General features: G+C 41.2%; 14 protein-coding genes. 7 read left to right on the top strand and 7 right to left on the bottom strand.

The window, feature by feature from the left end; all coding sequences use genetic code 11:
- Nucleotides 1-8: 8 nt before the first annotated feature.
- Entirely contained in the window at nt 9-4,301 is a 4,293-nt protein-coding gene (locus FLL46_RS21990) for a calcium-binding protein (protein WP_142933759.1), read from the top strand.
- Between the two features lie 117 nt (nt 4,302-4,418).
- On the opposite strand, the gene FLL46_RS21985 is transcribed toward FLL46_RS21990, so the two are convergent.
- Nucleotides 4,419-4,793, bottom strand: coding sequence for a hypothetical protein (locus FLL46_RS21985; protein ID WP_168204284.1), 375 nt, complete (start codon nt 4,791-4,793; stop codon nt 4,419-4,421).
- 337 nt (nt 4,794-5,130) lie between these two features.
- On the opposite strand from FLL46_RS21985, the gene FLL46_RS21980 reads away from it, so the two are divergent.
- The 3 genes from FLL46_RS21980 (at nt 5,131) to secF (ending at nt 8,586) form a co-directional block, all read left to right on the top strand.
- Nucleotides 5,131-5,586, top strand: coding sequence for a hypothetical protein (locus FLL46_RS21980; RefSeq protein WP_142933755.1), 456 nt, complete (start codon nt 5,131-5,133; stop codon nt 5,584-5,586).
- A gap of 214 nt (nt 5,587-5,800) precedes the next feature.
- Nucleotides 5,801-7,648 (top strand): protein translocase subunit SecD, encoded by a 1,848-nt coding sequence (gene secD, locus FLL46_RS21975; protein WP_142933754.1) that lies wholly within the window; start codon nt 5,801-5,803, stop codon nt 7,646-7,648.
- Nucleotides 7,645-8,586, top strand: coding sequence for a protein translocase subunit SecF (secF, locus tag FLL46_RS21970; protein WP_142933752.1), 942 nt, complete (start codon nt 7,645-7,647; stop codon nt 8,584-8,586). The genes secD and secF overlap by 4 nt, the downstream gene beginning before the upstream one ends.
- A 94-nt stretch (nt 8,587-8,680) precedes the next feature.
- Here the strand turns inward: secF and FLL46_RS21965 are convergent, their stop codons facing one another.
- Nucleotides 8,681-9,127, bottom strand: coding sequence for a hypothetical protein (locus tag FLL46_RS21965; protein WP_142933750.1), 447 nt, complete (start codon nt 9,125-9,127; stop codon nt 8,681-8,683).
- A 21-nt stretch (nt 9,128-9,148) separates the two neighbouring features.
- A complete protein-coding gene (locus FLL46_RS21960) occupies nt 9,149-9,502 on the bottom strand; it encodes a hypothetical protein (protein ID WP_142933748.1) in 354 nt (117 codons plus the stop codon).
- Between the two features lie 1,045 nt (nt 9,503-10,547).
- On the opposite strand from FLL46_RS21960, the gene FLL46_RS21955 reads away from it, so the two are divergent.
- Complete coding sequence (locus FLL46_RS21955; protein WP_142933746.1) at nt 10,548-11,276, top strand: hypothetical protein; 729 nt, start codon at nt 10,548-10,550, stop codon at nt 11,274-11,276.
- Between the two features lie 188 nt (nt 11,277-11,464).
- Here the strand turns inward: FLL46_RS21955 and thrC are convergent, their stop codons facing one another.
- From thrC to FLL46_RS21935, 4 genes are all read right to left on the bottom strand, one after another.
- Nucleotides 11,465-12,745, bottom strand: coding sequence for a threonine synthase (gene thrC / locus FLL46_RS21950; protein WP_142933744.1), 1,281 nt, complete (start codon nt 12,743-12,745; stop codon nt 11,465-11,467).
- A 44-nt stretch (nt 12,746-12,789) separates the two neighbouring features.
- Nucleotides 12,790-13,755 carry a homoserine kinase gene (thrB, locus tag FLL46_RS21945; RefSeq protein ID WP_142933742.1) on the bottom strand — a complete coding sequence of 322 codons (966 nt, stop codon included), beginning with the start codon at nt 13,753-13,755 and terminating at the stop codon, nt 12,790-12,792.
- Between the two features lie 36 nt (nt 13,756-13,791).
- Nucleotides 13,792-16,248 carry a bifunctional aspartate kinase/homoserine dehydrogenase I gene (gene thrA, locus FLL46_RS21940; protein WP_142933740.1) on the bottom strand — a complete coding sequence of 819 codons (2,457 nt, stop codon included), beginning with the start codon at nt 16,246-16,248 and terminating at the stop codon, nt 13,792-13,794.
- Between the two features lie 441 nt (nt 16,249-16,689).
- A complete protein-coding gene (locus FLL46_RS21935) occupies nt 16,690-17,601 on the bottom strand; it encodes a DMT family transporter (RefSeq protein WP_142933738.1) in 912 nt (303 codons plus the stop codon).
- Between the two features lie 337 nt (nt 17,602-17,938).
- Here FLL46_RS21935 and FLL46_RS21930 point away from each other — a divergent pair, with 337 nt between their 5' ends.
- Nucleotides 17,939-18,673, top strand: a complete 735-nt coding sequence (locus tag FLL46_RS21930) for a TetR/AcrR family transcriptional regulator (RefSeq protein WP_142933736.1) — start codon at nt 17,939-17,941, stop codon at nt 18,671-18,673.
- A 360-nt stretch (nt 18,674-19,033) separates the two neighbouring features.
- Nucleotides 19,034-21,532, top strand: coding sequence for a TonB-dependent receptor (locus FLL46_RS21925; RefSeq protein ID WP_142933734.1), 2,499 nt, complete (start codon nt 19,034-19,036; stop codon nt 21,530-21,532).
- Nucleotides 21,533-21,803: the final 271 nt, after the last annotated feature.

Below are 21,803 nucleotides of genomic sequence, written 5' to 3'. Positions count from 1 at the left end.
AGGTTATTATGAGTTTTCAGTTTAATTTAAATAGTGAAACAGGGGCGTTTGAAATTTCCGACGCCGAAGACAATAAAATTACAATAGATAAGGATGGTAAAGTCACTTTAAATGGTCAAGATATTGAAGTCGTATTTGCCGATGGTAATGCATCCGTCACCTATACATTTGATGGTCAAACTTTTTCGCTAGATAGCGAAGGCAAGTTGAAAATGGAATTATCGATCGCGGATGCGAGTTTTACCATTGAAGCTGCACCTTCCAATGGCGAGCTGAAAGTGAGTAATATTGGTGCCAGTACCGGCGAATATACTTTTGGTGCACCGACATCGCCGTTAGCTGTCAAAATGAAGTTGGATATCGGTTGGACGCCGGAAAAAGGTTCAACCATGTCGGCCGAAGGCAACGTTGCTCTTTTCGGCAAAGATGTTTTAGGTGCTGGCGAAGAGAGTTGGGCTAAATTGCTTCACGAAACACTTATGGCATCTGGTTTCGGCGCGGTGGCAACTACGCTTCAAATGCGCGCCGAATACACCAAGTTTGTTATTATGCTGCAATCTAAAGGGATGGATTTCCCTACGTTTGCTCAGTACATGGCTTTTTCGAAAAGCTTAATTCATGACTCTCAGTCTGATCTTTTCGATAAAATTGAAAACCTGATCCCGAGACCTGATCCATTGATTTTAGATCGAGATGGTGACGGCGTTGAAACGGTTAGTGTTGATCAGGGCGTGTTATTTGACCACACTTCAGACGGTTTAAAACAGGGAACTGGTTGGGTATCTGCGGATGATGCATTGTTGGTTAGAGATATTAACCAAAACGGTACAATTGATTCTGGCAGAGAAATATTTGGTGATAACACTTTGTTGCCAGATGGAACACTGGCTAAAAACGGCTTTGAAGCTCTGGCTGCATTGGACAGCAATAACGATGGGTTGATTGATCAAAATGATGATGATTTTGCATCATTACAATTGTGGCAGGATGCAAACCTTGACGGGCTGACTCAGATTGGTGAATTATCCTCTTTAGCGTCGGCCAATGTCAGTTCTATTAATGTCTCTGACGCCGTGCAGTCGACCGACATTACTCAAAATGGTAACCGAATTGCTTTTACCAGTTACTACACTGCAACCGATGGAAGCATTCATGATATCGGCGCTGTTGATTATGTCGCTGATACTTTTCATTCTGAATTCACGGATACCCTGGATTATGATAATACCATTGCGACACTACCCAACATGCCCGGTTCCGGTGGCGTTAGAAGTTTACGTGAAGCTGCTTCGCTAGATTCAAATCTTACCAATACCTTGTCATTATTTTCACAAGCAAACACTCGCGAAGGGCAACTTGATCTCATTGATGAAGTATTGTGGTTGTGGCACAAAAATGCTTCGACTGAAACGTCCAAGACACACTCCGAAGCCTGGATGCAACGCTTGGGAGAAGTCCTAGGCGGAAATGTTAATGGGGGCTATGGAGAGTATGAGGATCCTTATACTTTTGTTCATATCACAGAAGACAATAACCCCAATGATAATTACGACGCGAGAAAAGTTGATCGTTATACAACTTCATTCCAGTTTGACGGCACAGAAACAGCGACTGAGGATTTGACACTGGATTTGCGCAGATACGAAAACATTGAGCATTTTTCGCGAGTCAAAAATAGTATTGTAGAAGCATTTAATGGAAGAATGAACGATACGCTTTCGAGTGAAGGAGGAATCGTTACTCATGAAGGTACGAACAAAGCAACCAGTAGATGGTCGTGGTTAAATCCATGGCAAGGATTGAAAGCTGACAATAAAGCGGTCGCGGAAGCTGTTCAGGAAACTTATGCGAATCTAAGAGAACAAATATTTGGACCGCTGATTTTTCAAACTCGACTAAAACCACTGATTAATTCGATCACTCTGGAAGTTACCGCGGCTGGCGCAGTTTATGATTTTAGCCAGTTTGAAGCCTTAATGACCGATCATGTTCGTAATAATCCCGCTGAAGGAATGGCAGATTTTTTTGATTTCATTAAAGGTTTTGATCAATTTATTATCGAGGCCGGCTGGTCGCCAACTTACTTATTAAATACCTTTTTAACTGAAGTCTTACCTGAAGTCGATCCAACAGAAACCTGGAAGGAATATGTTGGCAATGAAGCAATCGAATCTGGTTTCCTGACTAATGATGGTGATATCGGTTCCCATATTCATGGGATTAGTACAGCACATATAGAATTGGGTAACGAGGGTAACGATCGGTTACACGGCGGAACAGGAAACGCCTTCCTGGATGGCGGTAATGGAAATGACGTGTTAATCGGCGGTGAGGCTAACAACATTTATGTTGGTGGCGCCGGAGATGATAATCTTTCGGGTCAAAAAGGTAATGATACCTTTCTGTTCTCTCGCGGTGACGGTTATGATTCTATTTCGTTGCGGAACGATGGTAGTCAAATCAAGCGGCTTATTTTCGGTGAAGGTATTACTGCTGATGACGTTGAATATTATCGCGAAGGTGTAGGACTTATTTTCCAAATAAAAGGAACCGATGATATTGTTCATGTTCTAGAGTGGTTTAGTGGTGAACAACATCAACTATCTTCTGTATCTTTTGCCGACGGTAGTTACATCGATATGAATAAAATCGCTTTTAATGTGACACAAATTACCGGCGACGAAAACGGTTTATACCATTATGGCTTCGAAACCGACGATACCATTTGGGGACTGGGCGGAAATGATCGTCTGTATGGAAAAGATGGAAACGATACATTGTTTGGTGGCGAAGGGGATGATGTACTGCTTGGCGAAGACGGCGATGATGTATTAAGTGGAGGCCAGGGTAATGACAATTTACTGGGCGGTGCAGGTGGCGACACTTACCACTTTGGTCGAGGCGATGGACATGACACTATCACTGAAGAAAATAACGGTTCCGATATTAACCGCTTAATATTCGGTGAAAATATTTCCCTCGCAGATCTCACTGCTTTTCGCCAAGGTGATTCGTTAGTTTTTCAGATAAAAAACACTAACGATCAGTTAACAGTTAACAACTGGTATCTTGGTGCTGAATACCAACTTTCCGTTGTGCAATTGTTCGATGGGACGACTATTGATCCAATTGCTTTGACTAATACCCTTAATCAGATCAATGGCGATGAACTGGACAATACACTTCACGGCGAAAGTAGCGATGATGCGCTAAATGGATTGGGTGGTAACGATCAATTGTTCGGCGGTTATGGAGATGATGTACTAGATGGCGGTACTGGGAACGATACTATGACAGGAGATGTCGGTAAAGACACTTACCTGTTTGGCCGCGGTGACGGATACGATAAGGTTGTTGATAACAGTTACTACGAGCGAGGGGATCTAGCACAGCGTGGCGTGTTGCAATTTAAGGCTGGTTTATCAGTTGATGACGTTGAATATTTTCGGCAAAGTTATGATCTGGTATTCCGTATCAAAGATACAGGTGAAACGGTTACTATCAGTGGATGGTTTTTTGGTTCAGCTTACCAGTTGGCAACCGTTGAGTTTGCAGATGGCGGTGAGATAGACGTTAGTGCGATTGCCGAAAATGTGACTCGTGTTAATGGCACCGATGGTAACGATACTCTTAACGGATTTAATACCAACGATACTTTAACCGGGTTTGCCGGAAATGACACATTACGCGCCGACAGTGGTAATGATTTATTGCTTGGTGGAGAAGGCAATGATCAATTATTTGGCGGTTATGGTGATGATATACTTGATGGTGGCACGGGCGATGATACATTGACCGGTGATGTCGGCAAAGATACTTATTTATTTGGTCGGGGAGACGGTTTCGATAACATTGTCGATAACAGTTATTACGAGCGGGGAGACTTGGCTCAACGTGGAGTTTTGCAATTTAAGTCAGGACTTCAGGCAAATGATGTGGAGTATTATCGAAATAGTTATGACCTGGTGTTTCGACTGAAAGATACCGGAGAAACTGTCACTGTAAATGGCTGGTATTTTGGAACTCCTTACCAATTGGCAACGGTTGAGTTTGCCGATGGGGGAAGTCTTAATACGTCTGAATTTGCTTCGGCGAGCGATAATCCAACATCAGCTGACTCGATACTTATTGCGTTCAACAGTTCTGTTGATGAGTTAAGCGGATATTCGTTTGAGCAACAGTTATCACAATTGGTAGATTCAATGAGCCAATTTGGTGTAGTTGATGCCAGTGATATTGATTTAGCTTCAACTCAGCCAGATACAGTTAATGGTTATTTAATAGTGACAGAAAATACCTAAGAGGTACTTTGTAAAAAAGTAACATGCGCTTACCTGTTGGATAAGTGCATGTTTCTTTCAAATTGTTCACCTTGAATCATGTAATTGTTGAACGAAGCGAAGCTTCGGGTGGGGATTTTATTTTAATATAACCTCAATCGAATTTCGTAATCCAATACTTGTTATGCTACGTTTTTGAAGCTCGGTTCTTGCTTCGAGAAATGAGTTATAAGCGGAAAAAACATCGTAGCAGATGCTCCAGTCCATTTTTGTTTTTGAGTCACCGACCCAGCAAGCGCGTCCGTTAGATTCATTGTGAAAGAAAAAGTTAATTTTCTCAAAGTCGACAGAAAACTTTTGATCAAACCCACTTATAGCGGCGCTACGCTTGAAATATCGGGCTGAGTAATAATTGTCTATTAGTTGTTCGTCTGTCAGGGGGGAGCCGTGAGCAAAGTCCCCCAAAAGTAACAAACTACCCAACGCTATTCCTGTTACTAATTTTTTCATCATGGTTTCCTTATTTTAATGGTTAGCTTTTGTTATTGCGAAAAAATAACTCAGACAGGTTAGTTGAGAAGTACTGTTGCTTCAAACCTTAAAATGAAGCGAATTGAAATGATTTGTGATAATAGTTGATTTTATTTTAGGGGAGGTTAATTATTACTATTTCATAAATACAAGTGAGTTATTTCACTTAATAATTAAAAGTGAGCTTTATGGTTTTTTCGAACAGGCACTTGCTTTTTGAGTATTAGTCCCCATTAATTAAACTTAACGCTTCACGACAACAAGCAATTTACTGGTAGTCATTAAACTAATGTAACAATGTGCTGGTGCGACAGGAACTATGAAAAGCTGGATTAAATTGATTGTTTTAGTTCTATCATTTGCTTCCTTGTATGGCGCAGTGAATATAGGCGCGCCGGCTTTCTTGTCAGATAGCGCCATTGTCGAGACTCAGTCACCAACTCTCGAACAACGGTTGTTAGTAACGCTTGATAAAAAATCAAGCTATTCACTGGCGAGTGAGCCAGATATAAAAGAAAGCTCTTCTGATATTTTTTCTTTGTTGCCGAGTCGCATCAACGCGACATTGTTTAGAGATGGCAACCAAAATAACCCAGATTATCGACTCAAAGTTGAATTTTTACTGCCTGATTTTTCAATTCAGTTATTTGAAAATTTATTTTCTTTACCAAAAATATCGCCGTGGTTTATATACTTCAAAAATAGTTCGAATAACCGATTGTCCGGTTGGAAAGACGGTAATTCGCTTTATGCGGCTAATATTACCTATCATTAATTAGTTCTCATCTATTTGCTAAGCGACTATTCAGCTCAGAAATTTTACGGGTAGTTACATTACTTCATTCTGGCAACCGGAAACTAGTTCGCTGGCACACTTCAAAAAAGCTCAATAAATTTAAACTATTCACCGGATAAATATCGGTGAGGTCACCTTTTTATTGCCCGTATTATTGTTTGGCAAGGGTGGCTCATACGTAAGAGATTTCAAGATGAAAACGAACAATTTCAAGACGTTTAGCGCGGCGCAATCGAGGCCGCCATTTACACGATATTCAAAGTGGCAGTACATTGTCATTTTTATTTCGATTATTTTCTTGCTGATTAATGCACTGCCGAATATTTTTCAGGAACAAACAACTTTAGTTGTTTCTGGAAAAAGTGAAGAAATAGAGATGGTTAGTGCTAGCGAGTTGCGAAGCTTGCTTTCGGTTAAAGGTTTTGCAGTCGATACAATACATTCAAACAAAGATGCTAGTCGTATTTTGCTTAACTCAGACAGGCAGAGTTCAGTTGCTCAACAGTATTTAGCTCAAGCACTAGGCGAAGGTTATTCTGTCGAATCCATCGTGGAAGATACCACACCTGAGTGGTTAAAAAAACTGGGTGCCAAACCCATTAAATTAGGATTAGATTTAAGTGGTGGCGTTCTATTTATCCTGAATGTCGATAGTGAACAAGCCTTTTCTGAACGAATATCATTTATCGAGCAGTCGATAAAATCTTCGTTGAGAAAACATAAGGTGCGTGGTGTTCGGGTAACAACAAATAACCATGGAACCATCACCTTGCATCATTCACCTCAAGTCAGACTATTCGATATCACTAGCGAAATTAAAAAACAATTTCCTTTTCTAGTATTAAACAAAACGAAAGAAAATCAAACTGCAATTGATTATCCAGAAGTAGAAAGAAAAAAATTTCACCAGGAAATCATGCACCAATCATTAACGGTCATGCGAGGAAGAATTGATGAGCTAGGCATTACTGAAGCTGTTACTCAGCGTCAGGGGGCCGACAAAATTCGAATTGAATTACCTGGGGTTAAAGATCCTGAGGAAGCTCGACGCATTATCGGCGCGACGGCCTCCCTGGATTTTTATCCGGTGAAATCCCACGGCAAAAAAGTATTTGAAACGCCTGACGGAGAGAAGGTTTTTGTCGAGCCAATTGCAATATTCTCAGGTAAGCATATTAAGGATGCCCATGCTGGTCGTGACGAAATGGGCATACCGCTGGTTAACCTGGTACTGGATAGTCAAGGTGGAGATAAAATGCTCACTTTTTCTTCACAGAATATTGGTCAACCCATGGCGACTGTTTTCTCTGAGTACTATCAAAATGCTCAAGGTGAAACAAATAAACTCAATCGAGTAATCAGCGTCGCAACAATTCAAACGCAACTTGGTTCTCGGTTTAGCATTACTAATCTTTCCAGCACTCAGGAAGCGCAGGAGTTAGCACTGTTACTTCGCGCTGGCTCGCTTTCTGCGCCAATTACTTTTGTTAAACAAAAAGTGATTAGCGCGACTTTGGGGGAGTCGAATATTGATAATGGACTGGCAGCCTTAGCGCTAGGAGTTGGATTTACATTGTTATTTATGGCCTTGTGGTATCGCCGTCTGGGTATAGTTGCTAACTGTGCCTTGTTGTTAAATTTAATCTGCCTGTTAGGGCTTATGTCTCTGTTGCCGGGAGCCGTGCTCACATTGCCGGGAATTGCGGGCTTTGTGCTCACGGTTGGAATGGCTGTTGATACCAACGTGTTGATATTCGAGCGAATTAAAGAAGAAAAGAAGCGAGGTAGAAGCTTACCTTTAGCAGTCGAGTATGGTTACAAAAATGCACTGACTACCATTTTTGATGCCAATATCACCACACTGATCACTGCTTTTATTTTGTATTCCATTGGCTATGGTCCGGTGAAAGGGTTTGCGGTGACTTTAGGTTTGGGAATTATTACCAGTATGTTTACCGGCGTATTTATTTCTCGGGCCCTGACGAATTTATTTTATGTAGAGTTTAATGGGAATTCCAAACGAGCGGGAGCATCATCATGAATTGGTTTTTAAGTTTGCCGATGAATTTTTCTCGGGTTCGCTTCCTTGGTTTATCTTTTTCGCTTTTACTCATTGTACTAGCGCTATTTGGGTTGTTTAGTCGAGGTCTCAACCTTGGTATCGATTTTACTGGTGGATTCATCACCGAATTTTCGACTAGCCAACCAGTTAGTCAGGAAAATATGCAGCGTTTGCTAGAAAAGCAAATCGGCGAAAAGTTTCTTCTGACAGCTTCAGAAGAAAAAACAAACTGGACGGTTCGCCAACCTGATGACGCTAATACCAGTATTAGTAAAAATTGGCTTGCTGAGCTTAGCGAGGAGGCCGAGCTAACCCGTGACCAAATCCAAGTTTCTGCTCTCGACTCTGACTATATTGGAACGCAAATTGGTGCTGAGTTAATTAACCAGGGAGGATTGGCGATGATGGCCGCACTGATAATCATTATGTTGTATTTATCAGCAAGATTTGAATGGCGCTTTGCCCTGGGGGCCATATTGGCATTATTTCATGATGTCATTATTATTTTGGGTTTATTCGCCTGGAGTCAATTAGAATTTAATCTTACAGTGCTCGCTAGTTTGCTGGCTATTATTGGTTATTCTTTGAATGATTCTATTATCGTCGCAGATCGAGTTCGAGAATTGATGCGGTTTAATAAAAATAATTCGCTCAGTGATTTGATCAACTCGGCAATTAAATCGACGTTAACTCGAACTTTAATTACCTCAGGCACAACCATTGCTACTATTAGCGCAGTTTGGTGGCTGGCCGGTAAACCATTAGAGGGATTTTCTGTTGCTTTATTTTCCGGAATATTGGTTGGTACATTATCTTCAATTTGCATTTCTGCAACTTTTCCGCAAGTGGTCGGGTTGAACATTGATTGTTATCGGCTTGATCCAGAGAACGATGAGGAGAAGACTATCAATTATTAGGTAGTTGCCAAAAAAGTTCAGGTAGAAGAGAATTTATTTCTCTTCTACCTATTCGAAAGTTACTCGCTTGTGAACTTATATTAATAACAGTAACTTATAAATCGCAACTCGGGGGTAGCTTGATTGCTCTATCCGCGCCACTTTTTATTCTGTGTAACTCATTTCCGTAATACTCTCGACAAGTGTCATCATCTCCTGGCCCGGGGCCGGTGCCTCCACCTGTAACAATCCGAAAAGACTCCGCTGGCGTATAATTCGCTAGATGAACGCTGCAAGACTGATTTCCAGGGAAAGTGATTTCCACTAACTTGGCTGTCTGGTATGCGTCTAGTCCATCCTTCCATCGTTTTTCGTGTGAATATTCGTATGTGTAGCCCAAGTTAAAATATTTGTGTTTATTTTGTGAGAATTCAACTTCATAAGTATTCTCATCATAGTTGAGCGCCATTCCGGTAATTTTGCCCTGACAGGTTGTGGCAGAAGCTTCAAAATTTGCAAGAATGGCTAATGAACCTAGCGCAATTAATAATTTTTTGTTCATGATAAATTCCTTATTAATAAATTATGGCTGTCTGATCAAAAGAATACGATTAGGAAGACGTTGATTGTGACTTTCACTGGCTCCTTTGCAGGCACTTTCATAGTTATAGTCCAGTCGCACTCCCCATTTTCCATCTGTAATTCTAATGATATCCTCAACAGCCCTGGTAAATTGATTGTATTGATTGTATTCCTTGTAGTATTCGTTATGGACTTTATACCAGCGGTAACCATTTCGTTTTTTGCCCACTTTAATTTCCTTGGGGGCTGTGTATCTTTCAGCGGAGACTTCTCCGCGACACTGTACCGCTGCACTTGCGCTAAATGCACCAAAAATAGTGTTTGCTAGCACTACTCCTACCATCAATTTTTTCATCTTTATTTAACTCCTTAGTTAACGGTCATCTTTATCAAAACTGGCTCGATACATTGCTGTAGAAAGCTGTACTTTGGTACTGCTTACGTTAATCGAACATGGTTCTTAAGATTTAGCATGTCATTAGCTCTTCACCATTTTGACGAACTTGTCGGCGTGGTTTTTTGGCTAACGCACGAATGCTATGTTAAGTCTGTTTCTATCAGGCAAGGTATTAATTTTAGGACAAGAAATATTAAATAAGAGTGTTTTATCGTCATGAAAATTTTAATATTCAACGTCTTAAAATTAGTATTTTTTGTCCCAGTATTAATACCGAAAAATAAAATTCCTCGTTATTAGTACAGTTGGTTAGAAAGCCAAAAACCCAATTGTTAAATAAAAATACCAAAACTATTTATTTAGAATTGAAAGTCACTATTACCTTCCTTAATGAGAAAAAGCTTCTCTCTATCTCTGTTATTGGAGGAATACAAAGATGAAAAATAATATCGTTTTTGAAGAAAAATATTTAGAAATGAGATGTGCTAATAGGTTGGCTTTGTCGTCCAATCGGCAGTGAAATAATTGTTCAGGATGATGTTGAAAATAAAGTTTTAGGCGAGACTGCTGGCTGTATTGCAAAAATAATTGGCGAACAAGATTTACTTTTAAGTTAAGTCTCTAATGATTTAGTTTTAATCTTTATGCAACCGAAATAACTTTTTTGAGTGCAGTAAAATTATTTTATAGAAAAATCTCGTAGTGAGTTTGTTCGGTGGTTGTGTGCTAAAACTTTCACTAGAAATGTCCGTTTATTCTCATTTCCTGTCCTTAAATTGATACCGATTTTTTGTGGTGGTCCCTAAAATTTGTCCAGCATACAACGCAGTTAATTCCACAGAACGATGGAGGCTTCGTTGTTTCCAGGATTGTAGTTCTCCTGATTTATTGAATGACTCATCTGTGTCGCTTGATAAAACGGAGGTAGTCAAATTAAATTCTCAGATCGCTGATTTGTTATTAATGAATTCGGCTGTTGAGGAAATCATTTATAGGATTCGATATGCATAATCAATCAAAAGGTCAGTTTACGCGATCATTATTTAACCTTAATGTAGCGGCATTGTTAATCGGTTGTAGTGCCTTTGCTCAGGCAAAAGCGCCACAAACTTACACCTACAGCAATCAATTTGCCGGTAATAACCAATGGGTTCAATATGGTAGCTTTCCAGTTCACGGCGGTTCAACACTAAAAGCGGTAATGTCGCCGATTGCCAGTGATCCTGATAGTGATCCGGATCTTTATGTGCAATGGGGAGCTGAGCCTGCTTACAACAGTTTTGTGTGTCGACCTTCTACTGAGTTTGTTGATGAAGTTTGTGAGCTTACCGTTCCAGTGGGTGTCACCGAAGCATTTGTTGGCGTTAAAGGATGGGCGTTTAACTCTGACTTTGACTTGACTGTTACTCACCAGGCTCCTGACACTGACTATTGGGCGGGAGACGTAGGCAACACAGAGTGGGCGAGGCATGCACCATACTCGGTGACTCCGGGCAGAGTATTTAAAGTTGTTATGACGCCTAATGACAATGGTTATCCGGACAGTGATGCCGATCTTTACGTACAGTTTGGCAGTGACCCCTGGTTTGGCAACCATAGCTGTTGGGCAAGCACGCAAAGTGAGGAAAGAGTTTGTGAAATCGTGGTGCCTGAAGGGGAAACGCAAGCATATGTGGCGGTTCTTGGGTATGGTTTTCACGCTTCATATGAAGTTAAGGTGACTTATCAGTAGTTGCTGTAGGTTTTGATTCTGTGAAAATATTGAGACTGTTGTTGGGTTTCCTTCGTGAGCGAAACCCAACAACGTTGCTTGAAATTAAAGGTTCGCCCAGAATATTTTAAGATTATAGCTGCGTGTGAGAATTGCTGGGTTTCCTTCGTCTACCCAGCCTACGAGCAGTTAATTTATTGAATTGCTTTTTATTTTAGGTCATATAAAAACTTGGCCAGTTCGCCAAAGTCTGCAGACGTTTGGTGAGAAAGATCTTTTTTCTCTGAACAATCAGCCAGAGCTTTCGGGAGTGGTAATTCAATCGCTAATATTTCCTCTACTGTCGATTTAAATTTAGCAGGATGAGCAGTCCCTAAAAATATTCCAGTTTCATCTTGTTGTAGTGAATCGTGTAGCCCTTTATAAGCAACAGCAGCGTGGGGTTCACTGGTATAGCCTTGTTGATAAAGTGCTTTCAGCGTTTCCGCCGTTTGCTCTTCATTCACTGCTCCGCCGGTTAACAAATTAGAGTCAAACTGATCGGTCTCCATTAAATATTCAATCCGCGGCCAGTTATTTGGCTTGCTTACATCCATCGCATTTGAAATAGTGGCGATAGTTTCTTTTGGGGACCATTCTCCAGTTTGTAAGTATCTTGGGACAGTGTCGTTAAGATTAGTCGAAGCGATAAATCTTTTAATGGGCAAACCTAATGTTTTGGCGATGATTCCTGCACAAAGGTTGCCAAAGTTACCGCTAGGTACGGCAACGACGACTTGCTCTCGCTTTTCTTCTGGAAGTTGGGCAAATCCATCGAAGTAGTAGCAAACTTGAGCCAGCAAGCGACTAATATTAATAGAGTTCGCAGAGTTTAATCCAACTTTTTCGACTAACTCAGTTTGATCAAAACTTTGTTTTACTAATTGCTGACAATCGTCAAAACTACCTTCGACCGCAATTGTATGAATGTTGTCGCCTAAAGTCGTAAACATTTTTTGCTGAAGCTCGCTAATTTTTCCTTTAGGAAATAAAATAACAACGCGAATGTTTTCCAGACCGTGAAAAGCATGCGCTACTGCCGCACCGGTATCGCCTGAAGTGGCTGTTAAAATGGTGATTGGTTTGTCTTCAGCGAAGCTTTTGAGACAGTTGGCCATAAAGTTTGCGCCGAAATCTTTAAAGGCTAGTGTTGGGCCATGAAACAGCTCTAGACAAAATTCGTTTTCAGATACTTTTTCTAATTGAGAAGGAAATGCAAAGGTCTGATCGATAATTTGCTTTAAACTAGAGTCGTCAATATTTTCGCTAACGAAATTTTTCAGTATCTGAAAGTTTCTCTGGTGAACATCCAATTCAAGTAATTCGTCGATATTCGACAGTGTCGGAATTTCTTTAGGGAAAAATAAACCCTGGTTTCTGCCTAAGCCAGTTTTTACCGCGGTTTCAAAATCAACAACTTGTGCTTCATCTTTTAAATTGTATAGCTTCACTGTAGTGGTCCCATATTTAGAACATTAGTTGTCCAGAGTTAGGTTTAATTCGTTTTTCTCGCGCCAGAGTTATCGACTTTGCAAATATGCACAAATCCTTCATCGGACCGAAGGTAGTTTTGTTTCAACCACTGTTGGCTTTTTTCCGCTGTTTCAAGATTATCGCAGACCGCAAATAATGTTGGACCTGAACCTGAAATTCCGGTAGCTAGACAACCATATTCTTTCAGTGTCTGTTGCGCGGATTCGAAATTTGGCAGAAGTTTTTTCCGATAGGGTTCGGCAACAACGTCTTTTAAAAGCGAAAAGGCTTGCTGCTTATCCTTGCGATAACAGGCATCAACAAAGCCAGCCAGGTTTTGGCCAAACTGAATGAGTGTTTTTCTATCGTAGCTATCAGGCAATATTTCCCGTGCTGCTTTGGTGCTCACTTCAATATCAGGATAGGCAATAACCCAATAACAGTCGTCAAAGGTCGGTAAGGTCTGCGTTATTTTTTCTGGGTCATCGAGCATCAACTGCAGCCCGCCGAGATAACAGGGAGCCACATTGTCATAGTGTAAACTACCGCTTATTTCAGCTTCGAGGGCTCCCATTAATTTGAGTAACGTCATTTTATCAAATGGCTGATTATAAAACTCATTGAGTGCGACGAAACCGGCAACTACTGAGCAAGCACTTGAGCCCAGCCCACTACTCACTGGAATATTTTTTTCGAGTGTGATTTTGACAGGTTGAATATCGATAGATTGTTTTGAGAGCGCTTGATTAAATGCTGCTAAACACCGCCATACGATATTTTCATTTTTATTTGACGGAAGCTTGTCGGCATGGCTTCCAGCCAAAACAAATTGGCTGTCTTCTTGAGAGCTGGCTGAAGTTGAGAGAGACTCAATTGAAACTATATCACCAACTAATGTTCCATCAATCGGCGTTACCGCTAAACCTAACGTATCAAAACCAACACTTACGTTGCCGATTGATATCGGTGCAAAAACTGAAACTGACATTGACGACTACCTGTTGTTGCTGTCTAAATTTATTTCTTAATGCTCATGGTCCCAGGCTAGGGTTCGTAGCACATCACCAAATAACCCTGCCGCGGTGACAGATGCGCCTGCGCCATAGCCTCTAATCACATAAGGTTTTGGTTGATAGTAGCGAGTGTGCAACGCAAGCGCATTTTCGCCGTCAGCAACACTGTAGAGTGGGTGACTTGAATCCACAGACTGAATGCCTACTTTGCACTTACCGCCTTCAATACTAGCAATATATCGTAGATATTCGCCATTTTGCTGCGCTTTTTCTATCTTGGGTTGAAAAGTTTGATCAAAGTCAGGCAGTTTTCTCATGAATTCGTCAGCGTCGGTAATGTTAGCGAGCTCTTCGGGTACAACTGGTTCCAGTTCAATGTCCGATAGTTCCAATTCAAGTCCAGCTTCCCGTGCAATCACTAAAACTTTTCTGGCGACATCCAGGCCGCTGAGATCTTCCGCGGGGTTAGGTTCTGTGTAACCCAGATCTTTCGCTTTTATCGTTGCTTCTGATAGTGAAAGGCCTTGATGTAGTTCACCAAATATATACGAGAGTGAACCTGATAAAATTCCTTCAAATTGAACCAGCTCATCTCCAGCTCGCATCAGTCCTTGCAAATTATCGATCACAGGTAAACCTGCACCGACATTCGTTTCATATAAAAATCTTCGTTGTTTCGCATCAGCCGCATCGCGCAGTTTTTGATAATAATCAAAGCTCGCTGTATTCGCCTTTTTATTGGCAGTGACTACGTGAAATCCGCTTTGCAGGTATTCGTGGTATGACATAGCGATGGCTTCGTTACTGGTGCAATCAATAATCACCGGATTATTCAGGTGTGCTTCCAGAATGAATGCTTGCAAACGCTGTAAAGAAAGTTGATCGCTCGCGTCATTCAGTGCAGGCAACCAGTTCTCGAGATTGATCCCCTGTTTGTCTAATAGTAACTTTCGACTGTTAGCGATGCCGACCACATTCAACGAAATATTTTTATCGTTAAGTCGCGGCTGTTGTCTGTGTATTTGCTGGATAAGTTCTTTACCGACAGTTCCACAACCGATAACAAAAGCATCGATCGCTGGTTTTTTTAAGAACAGATTTTGATGGCAAACTTTAATGGCATCGTCAGTTCGTTGGCCTCTTATCACTGCAGAAATACTCCGTTCAGATGAGTCCTGGGCAATCGCAATGATATTGACTCTGGCTTGTGAAAGCGCTTTGAAAAACTTTGCGGCAATTCCTTTTTGTTGCTGCATATGGTCGCCAACTAAAGTCACTACCGCCAAATTCTGTCGAACAGAAATGGGTTCGAGTAGTTCATTTTTGAGTTCTAGTTCAAATGTCTGGTTTAAGCAGTCTCTAGCGGCTTCAGCTTCACTGCCGGGAACACAAAAACTAATACAATATTCAGCCGAAGACTGACTTATCATAATCACTGAGATATCGGCGAGACTAATCGCGGAGAAAACACGACTTGCCATTCCGACCATGCCTTTCATACCGGGCCCTGAGACATTGATCATTGCAACATCAGATAAATTCGAAATCGCCTTAACCATTTCGCCAACCGTTGATTCACTTGATATCAGCGTGCCGGGATTTTGTGGAGAGTGCGTGTTTTTAATGCGGCAACGAATTTGATTTTGAGAAAGTGGTGCGATTGTTTTTGGGTGAAGTACCTTAGCGCCGAAATAAGAAAGTTCCATGGCTTCGTGGTAAGACATTTTATCAATCAGATGAGCGTCGGCCACTAATCTCGGATCGGCATTATAAACACCGTCAACATCGGTCCAGATTTCGCAAGTTTTTGCTTGGACACAAACCGCTAGAATTGCAGCAGAATAGTCTGAACCATTACGGCCTAGTGTACCGGTTTCACCATTGAGTTTTACACCGAAAAAGCCGGGCATTATTGCAATGGTTGATAAATTAGAATAGTTATCTGAAAATCGTTTTTTTGAAATTTCCAGTTCGGCAACGGGTTCTGCTGCACGATCATCAATTGTCAGAAATTTTTCTGGGTCTATGAGTGAGGTTTCATTACCGAGTGTTTGCAAAATCGCATTGAGTAAAGCCACACTGAATTTTTCGCCGGTTCCAAGAATTTGAGCCTGGGTTGCTGATGGGCAATGTGATAAGAGTTTTGCACCTTGAACAAGTTGGTTGAGTCTGACACTAAGGTCTTCGAAAGCAACAGCAATGGCATCGTGGTCAATGGAAGGAAACTGAGTAAAACTGTCTTCTAAGATTGCGGAGAGTTTTTGCAGGATGAGTTCTTGATCAGATTGATTGCTATTCCCTTCGTTTAAACTATCGACCAGGGAGACCAGTAAATTAGTTATTCCTTGAGGCGCTGACAAGACCACTGCGATTGGCCCGGTTTTGCCATAATCGTGAACAATGTTAGCGACTTGTTTGAAACAAGTCGTATTTGCTAAAGAAGAACCACCAAATTTAAGTACTTTCATTTTTTCTCTCTTAATAACAAAAAGCCCGTGAGTCTTGGAAGAGTCACGGGCTTTTGGGAATTTCTTTTATTACATTAGCCTATGACCTTCCAGCAACGCATAATCGTGCCGGTACGCGAGGTCCCGGTAATAATCGCGCTGGTAATCGCTCTGATAACTAAACTTGTAGAAGTAATACGGTTATTTGTCATTTCTCAATCGTAGCAAGTAGCTTAAAATTGTTATTTGTTTTTTCTTATATTGTTTTTTAGTCGTTCTTTTATTACCTGATTTTATTGCTTAAGCTCTATCATTCAAATTTGATTCGCTGAATAGACAGAAGCATCCAGACGATACCTAAGTTTCTCGGGATTACCAAATAGCTTGTAGTTATAATTATCAAGTGTAGACCAGCTATATGGTATTTGCGCTATTCGTGTTTTTGAACAACGATTCAGTCACCTAAGTTTTGTTGTTCCTCAAGCGCTGATAGATTGACAGGTTTTTGTATTTCCCCATGGCGATAAAATTACCGAGTAGAATTGCTAGTAATCCAAATAATCCTTCGAGGGTCCACTGGTAATTTTCGAAGAAAGTTGAAAGGATCATCGCAATGACCGGATAAACCAGGGTCACATAACCTGCTTTGTCCGGGCCTATTCTGCCCAGCAAGGTGAGAAAAGCGCCGAAAGCAATCACGGAGCCAAATAGTGCGAGATAAAGCAGTGAGCCAATATAACTGAAAGACGCATCGAAGCTGAATTGATAGCCGCTGATTAATGCAATGACACCAATGAATAATGAAGCATAGCCCATGCCCAGAGCGTTGGCTTGCAACACTGGTATTTTTCGACGTTGTGTTTTCGCTGAAACAATATTGCCAAGAGAAGCGAACACACTGCCTAAAAGCAGCAAACTGATTCCATACCAGGCATTATTTTGATCGCCTGAAAACTCTAACTCCGGCATAAAAATTAAAACGATTCCTAATACGCCAACTGTTGCGCCAACGAGCACTTCATTACGAATTTCATCGCCCAGGAAGACCTTTGCGAAGACGACATTAAAATAGACGATACTGGTACTTAAAACTGCGGCAAGTGCGCTGTTGATGTGTGAAATGCTCAAATAAGTCAACCAGTAGTTAAAGCCGAACAATAATAAGCCTTGCAGCAAAATGAGAAACTGGTCAATGGGCTCAAAGCGAAACGACTTCTTTTTGATCAAACAAATACTGAACAAAATGAGACTGGCTAATCCAAAGCGGTAAATGACCGATATGATAGGTTCAACGACACCTAGCTGAAAGGTAATCATCAGCCAGGTTGAGCCCCAGATGACTGCGGAAATGATAAACAAGCCAATATTTTGCATAGATTTGATATGCCGGATAGATTAAATGAGTGGATTAAGTGTTTACTATGTCGAAGCACTCATTTGAGAACTTAATGAGCATAAGCATCACTGCTTAACGGTAATAGATAATTCGCATAAAATCGAGAAAAAACTCACTAAAAAGTAATAAAATTGTTTCTAAATAATTTCAAAATGATATAAGACTCTGCGCTAATTACCACCATAATATTCTATCGCCCAAGTAATTAACTTGAGATACAGGCTTTATCAATGGTACTTTGTCACGGGTATTCAATCGCTGGCATTTGAGCTGCCTGATTTAAACCGGCACCATGATGGTGAGAACTTTGTTTGATTGAATAGCATTACTTACTGGTTTTATGGCTTGGTCGCTCATCAACATTTGAATAACTTAATGGAAAAAATCCACCCAATTCTTAACTCCATTCAGGCATCTTATCGCGGACGCATACCGACCCGTGCAGACGGAAAAAAGCGCCGTGAAAAAATCCTCAAAGCGGTGAGAGATATCATTGTAGAGCACGGTGTTCAAGGGGTAAAACATAGAGCAATCGCTGAAATGGCAGATGTTCCGCTCGCAGCTACCACCTATTATTTTCCTGATATCCATGCTTTGTTACATGATGCATTTCTCGATTTTTGTGAGCGTAATATTAACCAGCTACAATCACTTGAAACTGCAGGAAGAGAGTTGTTTGATTCCTTTGCAAGTCTGAGTGAGCTAGCAGATGGTGATTATCAAGTAATACGTGAACGGTTAACTGACATGATTTTGCGGCATATCAGCGTGCAGGTCAAAAATAAGGATGACCGTATGATCGAACGCGCTTTTCGCAATGAGTCATTACGCAATCCCGAATTAGCGCAACTGGTTAATGACATGGAGCTGCAACAACTCAATGCTATCGCGCAATTTTTTCAGGCGCTAGGCTCCAATGACCCCGATTCTGATAGCCGTGAGCTGATCGCAATTATTCTCTATCTTGAACATAGCCTGTTAGCCGGTTTTGTGAGTGAATCGCAAGCCCTGCAAACCTTACAACGAACATTCACACGCCTGGTTTCGTAAATCCAGTTTTTTGATTTGTTGCTAATTTAACCCGAGTTTTGTCCCGAACTCAGGTAAATTTGGTGCGTTCTGTCTTCCTGCTATCATTTTCGTGATGGCGTAAATAACTTATTGATTTTTAATAATAAAAAATAATTTCTATTAATTGTTAATGATTGAACTATCATCAATAATTGACAAGCCTTGTTCTAAAAGGTACTTTCGTACCAGATAGGTTGTTCGCCGATATCAGACGAAATTGCAGTAAATGGTCTGCTGAACGTGTGATTGGAAAGCAAAATAATGTAGTCATCGATCTTGCTCAAAATTAAGAAATAAAAAATAGAATAATTCAAAAACGAAAGATAAAAGGGACAGCAGATGAATTTAACATTAACTAGCGGTCGAATACCTTTTGCCGCAAGAAAAACTTATTTAGCAGTTTGCACAATACTCTTTAGCAGTTTGCTCCCAGCTACTGGTGCGGCAGAAGATCAGGTTATGGACGATAAGCTGATGCATAAAAGCCCTGCGCCGGATGGTCAATCAAATGTTAGTCAACCAGGTGTTTACCAATCACAAAGTGCTGAAAATTCCGCTGGTGATCGCCAAGAAAAACAAAATGAAAACCTGATTGTTGTTACCGCGCAGCATCGTGAAGAAAACCCACAAGATGTACCAATTTCAATTAGTCTTTTTCAAGATAAAGATCTGCAAGATATGGCGGCATTGAGTATTAATGATCTGGGCAGCATTACACCAGGATTTGAAACAAACAACGCTAGCTTTACTCAACCGAGTTACAACATTCGTGGAATAACCACCAACGATTTTGGAATTGGCTCTGACCCTGCAGTAGCGGTTTATGTTGACGGCGTTTATGTGGGTAGAGGCGGCGCGTCTCAGGCTAATTTTAATGATGTGGAACGAGTAGAAATTCTTAAAGGTCCGCAAGGAACTTTATTTGGCAGGAACGCAGCGGCTGGATCGCTTCACGTGATAACAAAAAAACCAGAGAAAGGTTCAAGCGGCGAGTTTGGCGTTACTGTCGGTGACTTTGGACGCAGACAGATTAACGGGATGTTCAACACTGAATTTAGCGATGATGTCTATTTTCGCGCTAGCCTGGTTTCCAATGAAAGAGATGGTTATATTCCTGTGGTCGGTCAAAGAGACACTGGTAATCAGGATAATCAATCGCTAAAAATGTCGCTGCTTTGGGACTACAGTGACGCAACCGAAGTTTTATTTCGAGTAGACTATGACACGGTTTCTCAAGATGCACCGATAGTTGCCAGTATGAACACCGCGATTGCGCCTGCTAATCCATTTGGTGCGATTGAATCTGATATTAACTCTTTGGAGGAGCGAGATCTTTGGGGAGCTTCACTCGAAATTACATCGGATTATTCAGATTTTACTTTAACTTATATCGCAGCATACAGAACCTTCGAATCATCAAGTTTTGAGGAAGAAGACGGTAGCGCCAACCCACGCTTTTTCTTCGCGACCAAAAATAATGAAGATCAAGAGCAAGCGAGCCATGAGCTAAGGCTGTCGTCAAAGGGAGATGGTGATCTGCAATGGACCGTTGGTGCGACATACTCTTGGGAACACGCGAAGCAAGCTCATGAAGTCTTTATCACGACAAATACATTAGATACTTTTTTCTATACCGCTGCAGGCGTTCCGCCAGAAATGATCCCTAATCTTCCGTTGGGGGGAGGGTTAGCTGGATTTTTCGGAAGCGAATTTAGCAATCAATTACAATTGCTTTCATTTTTGAGCGGCCTTGATCCTGCAACCATTCTAGATATGACCGTTGCCGCTAATGTTAATCGCGATTGGTTGGAAACCACTTATGACGATGGCACTTATAACAGTGTGGCGTTTTATGCTGATTTCACCTACGCGATGACTGAGAGGCTTGATGTAACTTTTGGTATCAGGTACACCCATGACAAAAAGTCTTTCGACATTTTAACTTCATGGGATAACGCATTTATCATTCCAATACCCGGTGTTGATCCCGTGCCCTTTGGATTGGTTTTCTTTGATCAGTTTAACCCCGCAAACAAACAAAATGATTCCTGGGATGCGTGGACTCCAAGACTCGTTGTTGATTATCGGTGGAGCGATAATGTAATGACATATTTTAGCTCGGCGAAAGGTTTTAAGTCCGGTGGGTTTAATAGTCTTGGCGTTGACCCTGCTTTCAACGAAGAAAAAATAGTTAACAACGAGCTAGGTTTAAAAAGTAGTTGGTTAGACGATCAATTAATTTTTAATCTCGCTATTTATGATTATGAGTATGAAGATTTACAGATTTTAAAATTGTCAGGCCCTGCCGGTACTATCCCAACTTATAATGTGGGTAACGCGGATGCCGAGGGTAATGGTTACGATATCGATTTACGCTGGCAATTCAATGATAATTTTCGAGTGACCGCTAATTACGGTAATGTGCAAACTGAGTATACGAGTTACTCGTTGTTTCCCGGAGAAACTGCGGCAGATGATTTGACTGGTGAGCCGCTTTCGTCAATTCCAGAAAATAAGTGGAATATTATTTTTGATTACAACTTAAATATGGGAGAGGCGGGGGATTTGGCATTTAGATTTCATCATAATTTTACTGATGATCGGGTTGACCATACCGGGGCTGATCAGTCACGTCATATTGGTGATTATACATTGCAAAATGCTCGGCTTAGTTATTATCCGGCGGATGCTGATTGGGAGGTTTCTATTTGGGGGACTAACCTTGGGGATGAGGAGTATTTGCTTTCTGTTGGGGGGCAGGGGGAGGCGATTGGATCGCCTACTACTACTCGGGCGGAGCCTAAGATGGTGGGGATTGATTTTAGGATGTATTTTTAGTTTTTTAGAGCGGTTTCGCATCGCTTCGCTTGCATGCGAGTTACTTTTGTCCAAAGCCACAAAAGTAACCAAAAGGGCTTTTACGCTGAAGATAACTAATTTTCTGAGTGTTGTAAGACTTGGTAGGCCTTTGCTTTCCTTTCTTGTTGAAAGCGACTCATTGGGCGGAAAAAAACTCGGTTCCCTCAGACATTTTTCCGCTTAATCCAATGAGTCATGAATTCCACAAGCTCGTTATAGCCGCTGGGCGAAGAACTTTTAATGACTGCTT

Origin of the sequence: Aliikangiella coralliicola, assembly GCF_007004725.1 — a bacterium.
Classification (GTDB): domain Bacteria; phylum Pseudomonadota; class Gammaproteobacteria; order Enterobacterales; family Kangiellaceae; genus Aliikangiella; species Aliikangiella coralliicola.
This window is presented reverse-complemented; position numbering and strand designations above follow the sequence as displayed.

Coding starts and splice junctions, on each gene's coding strand:
- FLL46_RS21965 (WP_142933750.1), bottom strand. CDS start 9,127: ATGAACAAAAAATTATTAATTGCGCTAGGTTCATTAGCCATTCTTGCA.
- FLL46_RS21925 (WP_142933734.1), top strand. CDS start 19,034: ATGAATTTAACATTAACTAGCGGTCGAATACCTTTTGCCGCAAGAAAA.
- secD (WP_142933754.1), top strand. CDS start 5,801: ATGAAAACGAACAATTTCAAGACGTTTAGCGCGGCGCAATCGAGGCCG.
- FLL46_RS21990 (WP_142933759.1), top strand. CDS start 9: ATGAGTTTTCAGTTTAATTTAAATAGTGAAACAGGGGCGTTTGAAATT.
- thrA (WP_142933740.1), bottom strand. CDS start 16,248: ATGAAAGTACTTAAATTTGGTGGTTCTTCTTTAGCAAATACGACTTGT.
- FLL46_RS21960 (WP_142933748.1), bottom strand. CDS start 9,502: ATGAAAAAATTGATGGTAGGAGTAGTGCTAGCAAACACTATTTTTGGT.
- FLL46_RS21980 (WP_142933755.1), top strand. CDS start 5,131: ATGAAAAGCTGGATTAAATTGATTGTTTTAGTTCTATCATTTGCTTCC.
- FLL46_RS21955 (WP_142933746.1), top strand. CDS start 10,548: ATGCATAATCAATCAAAAGGTCAGTTTACGCGATCATTATTTAACCTT.
- FLL46_RS21935 (WP_142933738.1), bottom strand. CDS start 17,601: ATGCAAAATATTGGCTTGTTTATCATTTCCGCAGTCATCTGGGGCTCA.
- secF (WP_142933752.1), top strand. CDS start 7,645: ATGAATTGGTTTTTAAGTTTGCCGATGAATTTTTCTCGGGTTCGCTTC.
- thrB (WP_142933742.1), bottom strand. CDS start 13,755: ATGTCAGTTTCAGTTTTTGCACCGATATCAATCGGCAACGTAAGTGTT.
- FLL46_RS21985 (WP_168204284.1), bottom strand. CDS start 4,793: ATGATGAAAAAATTAGTAACAGGAATAGCGTTGGGTAGTTTGTTACTT.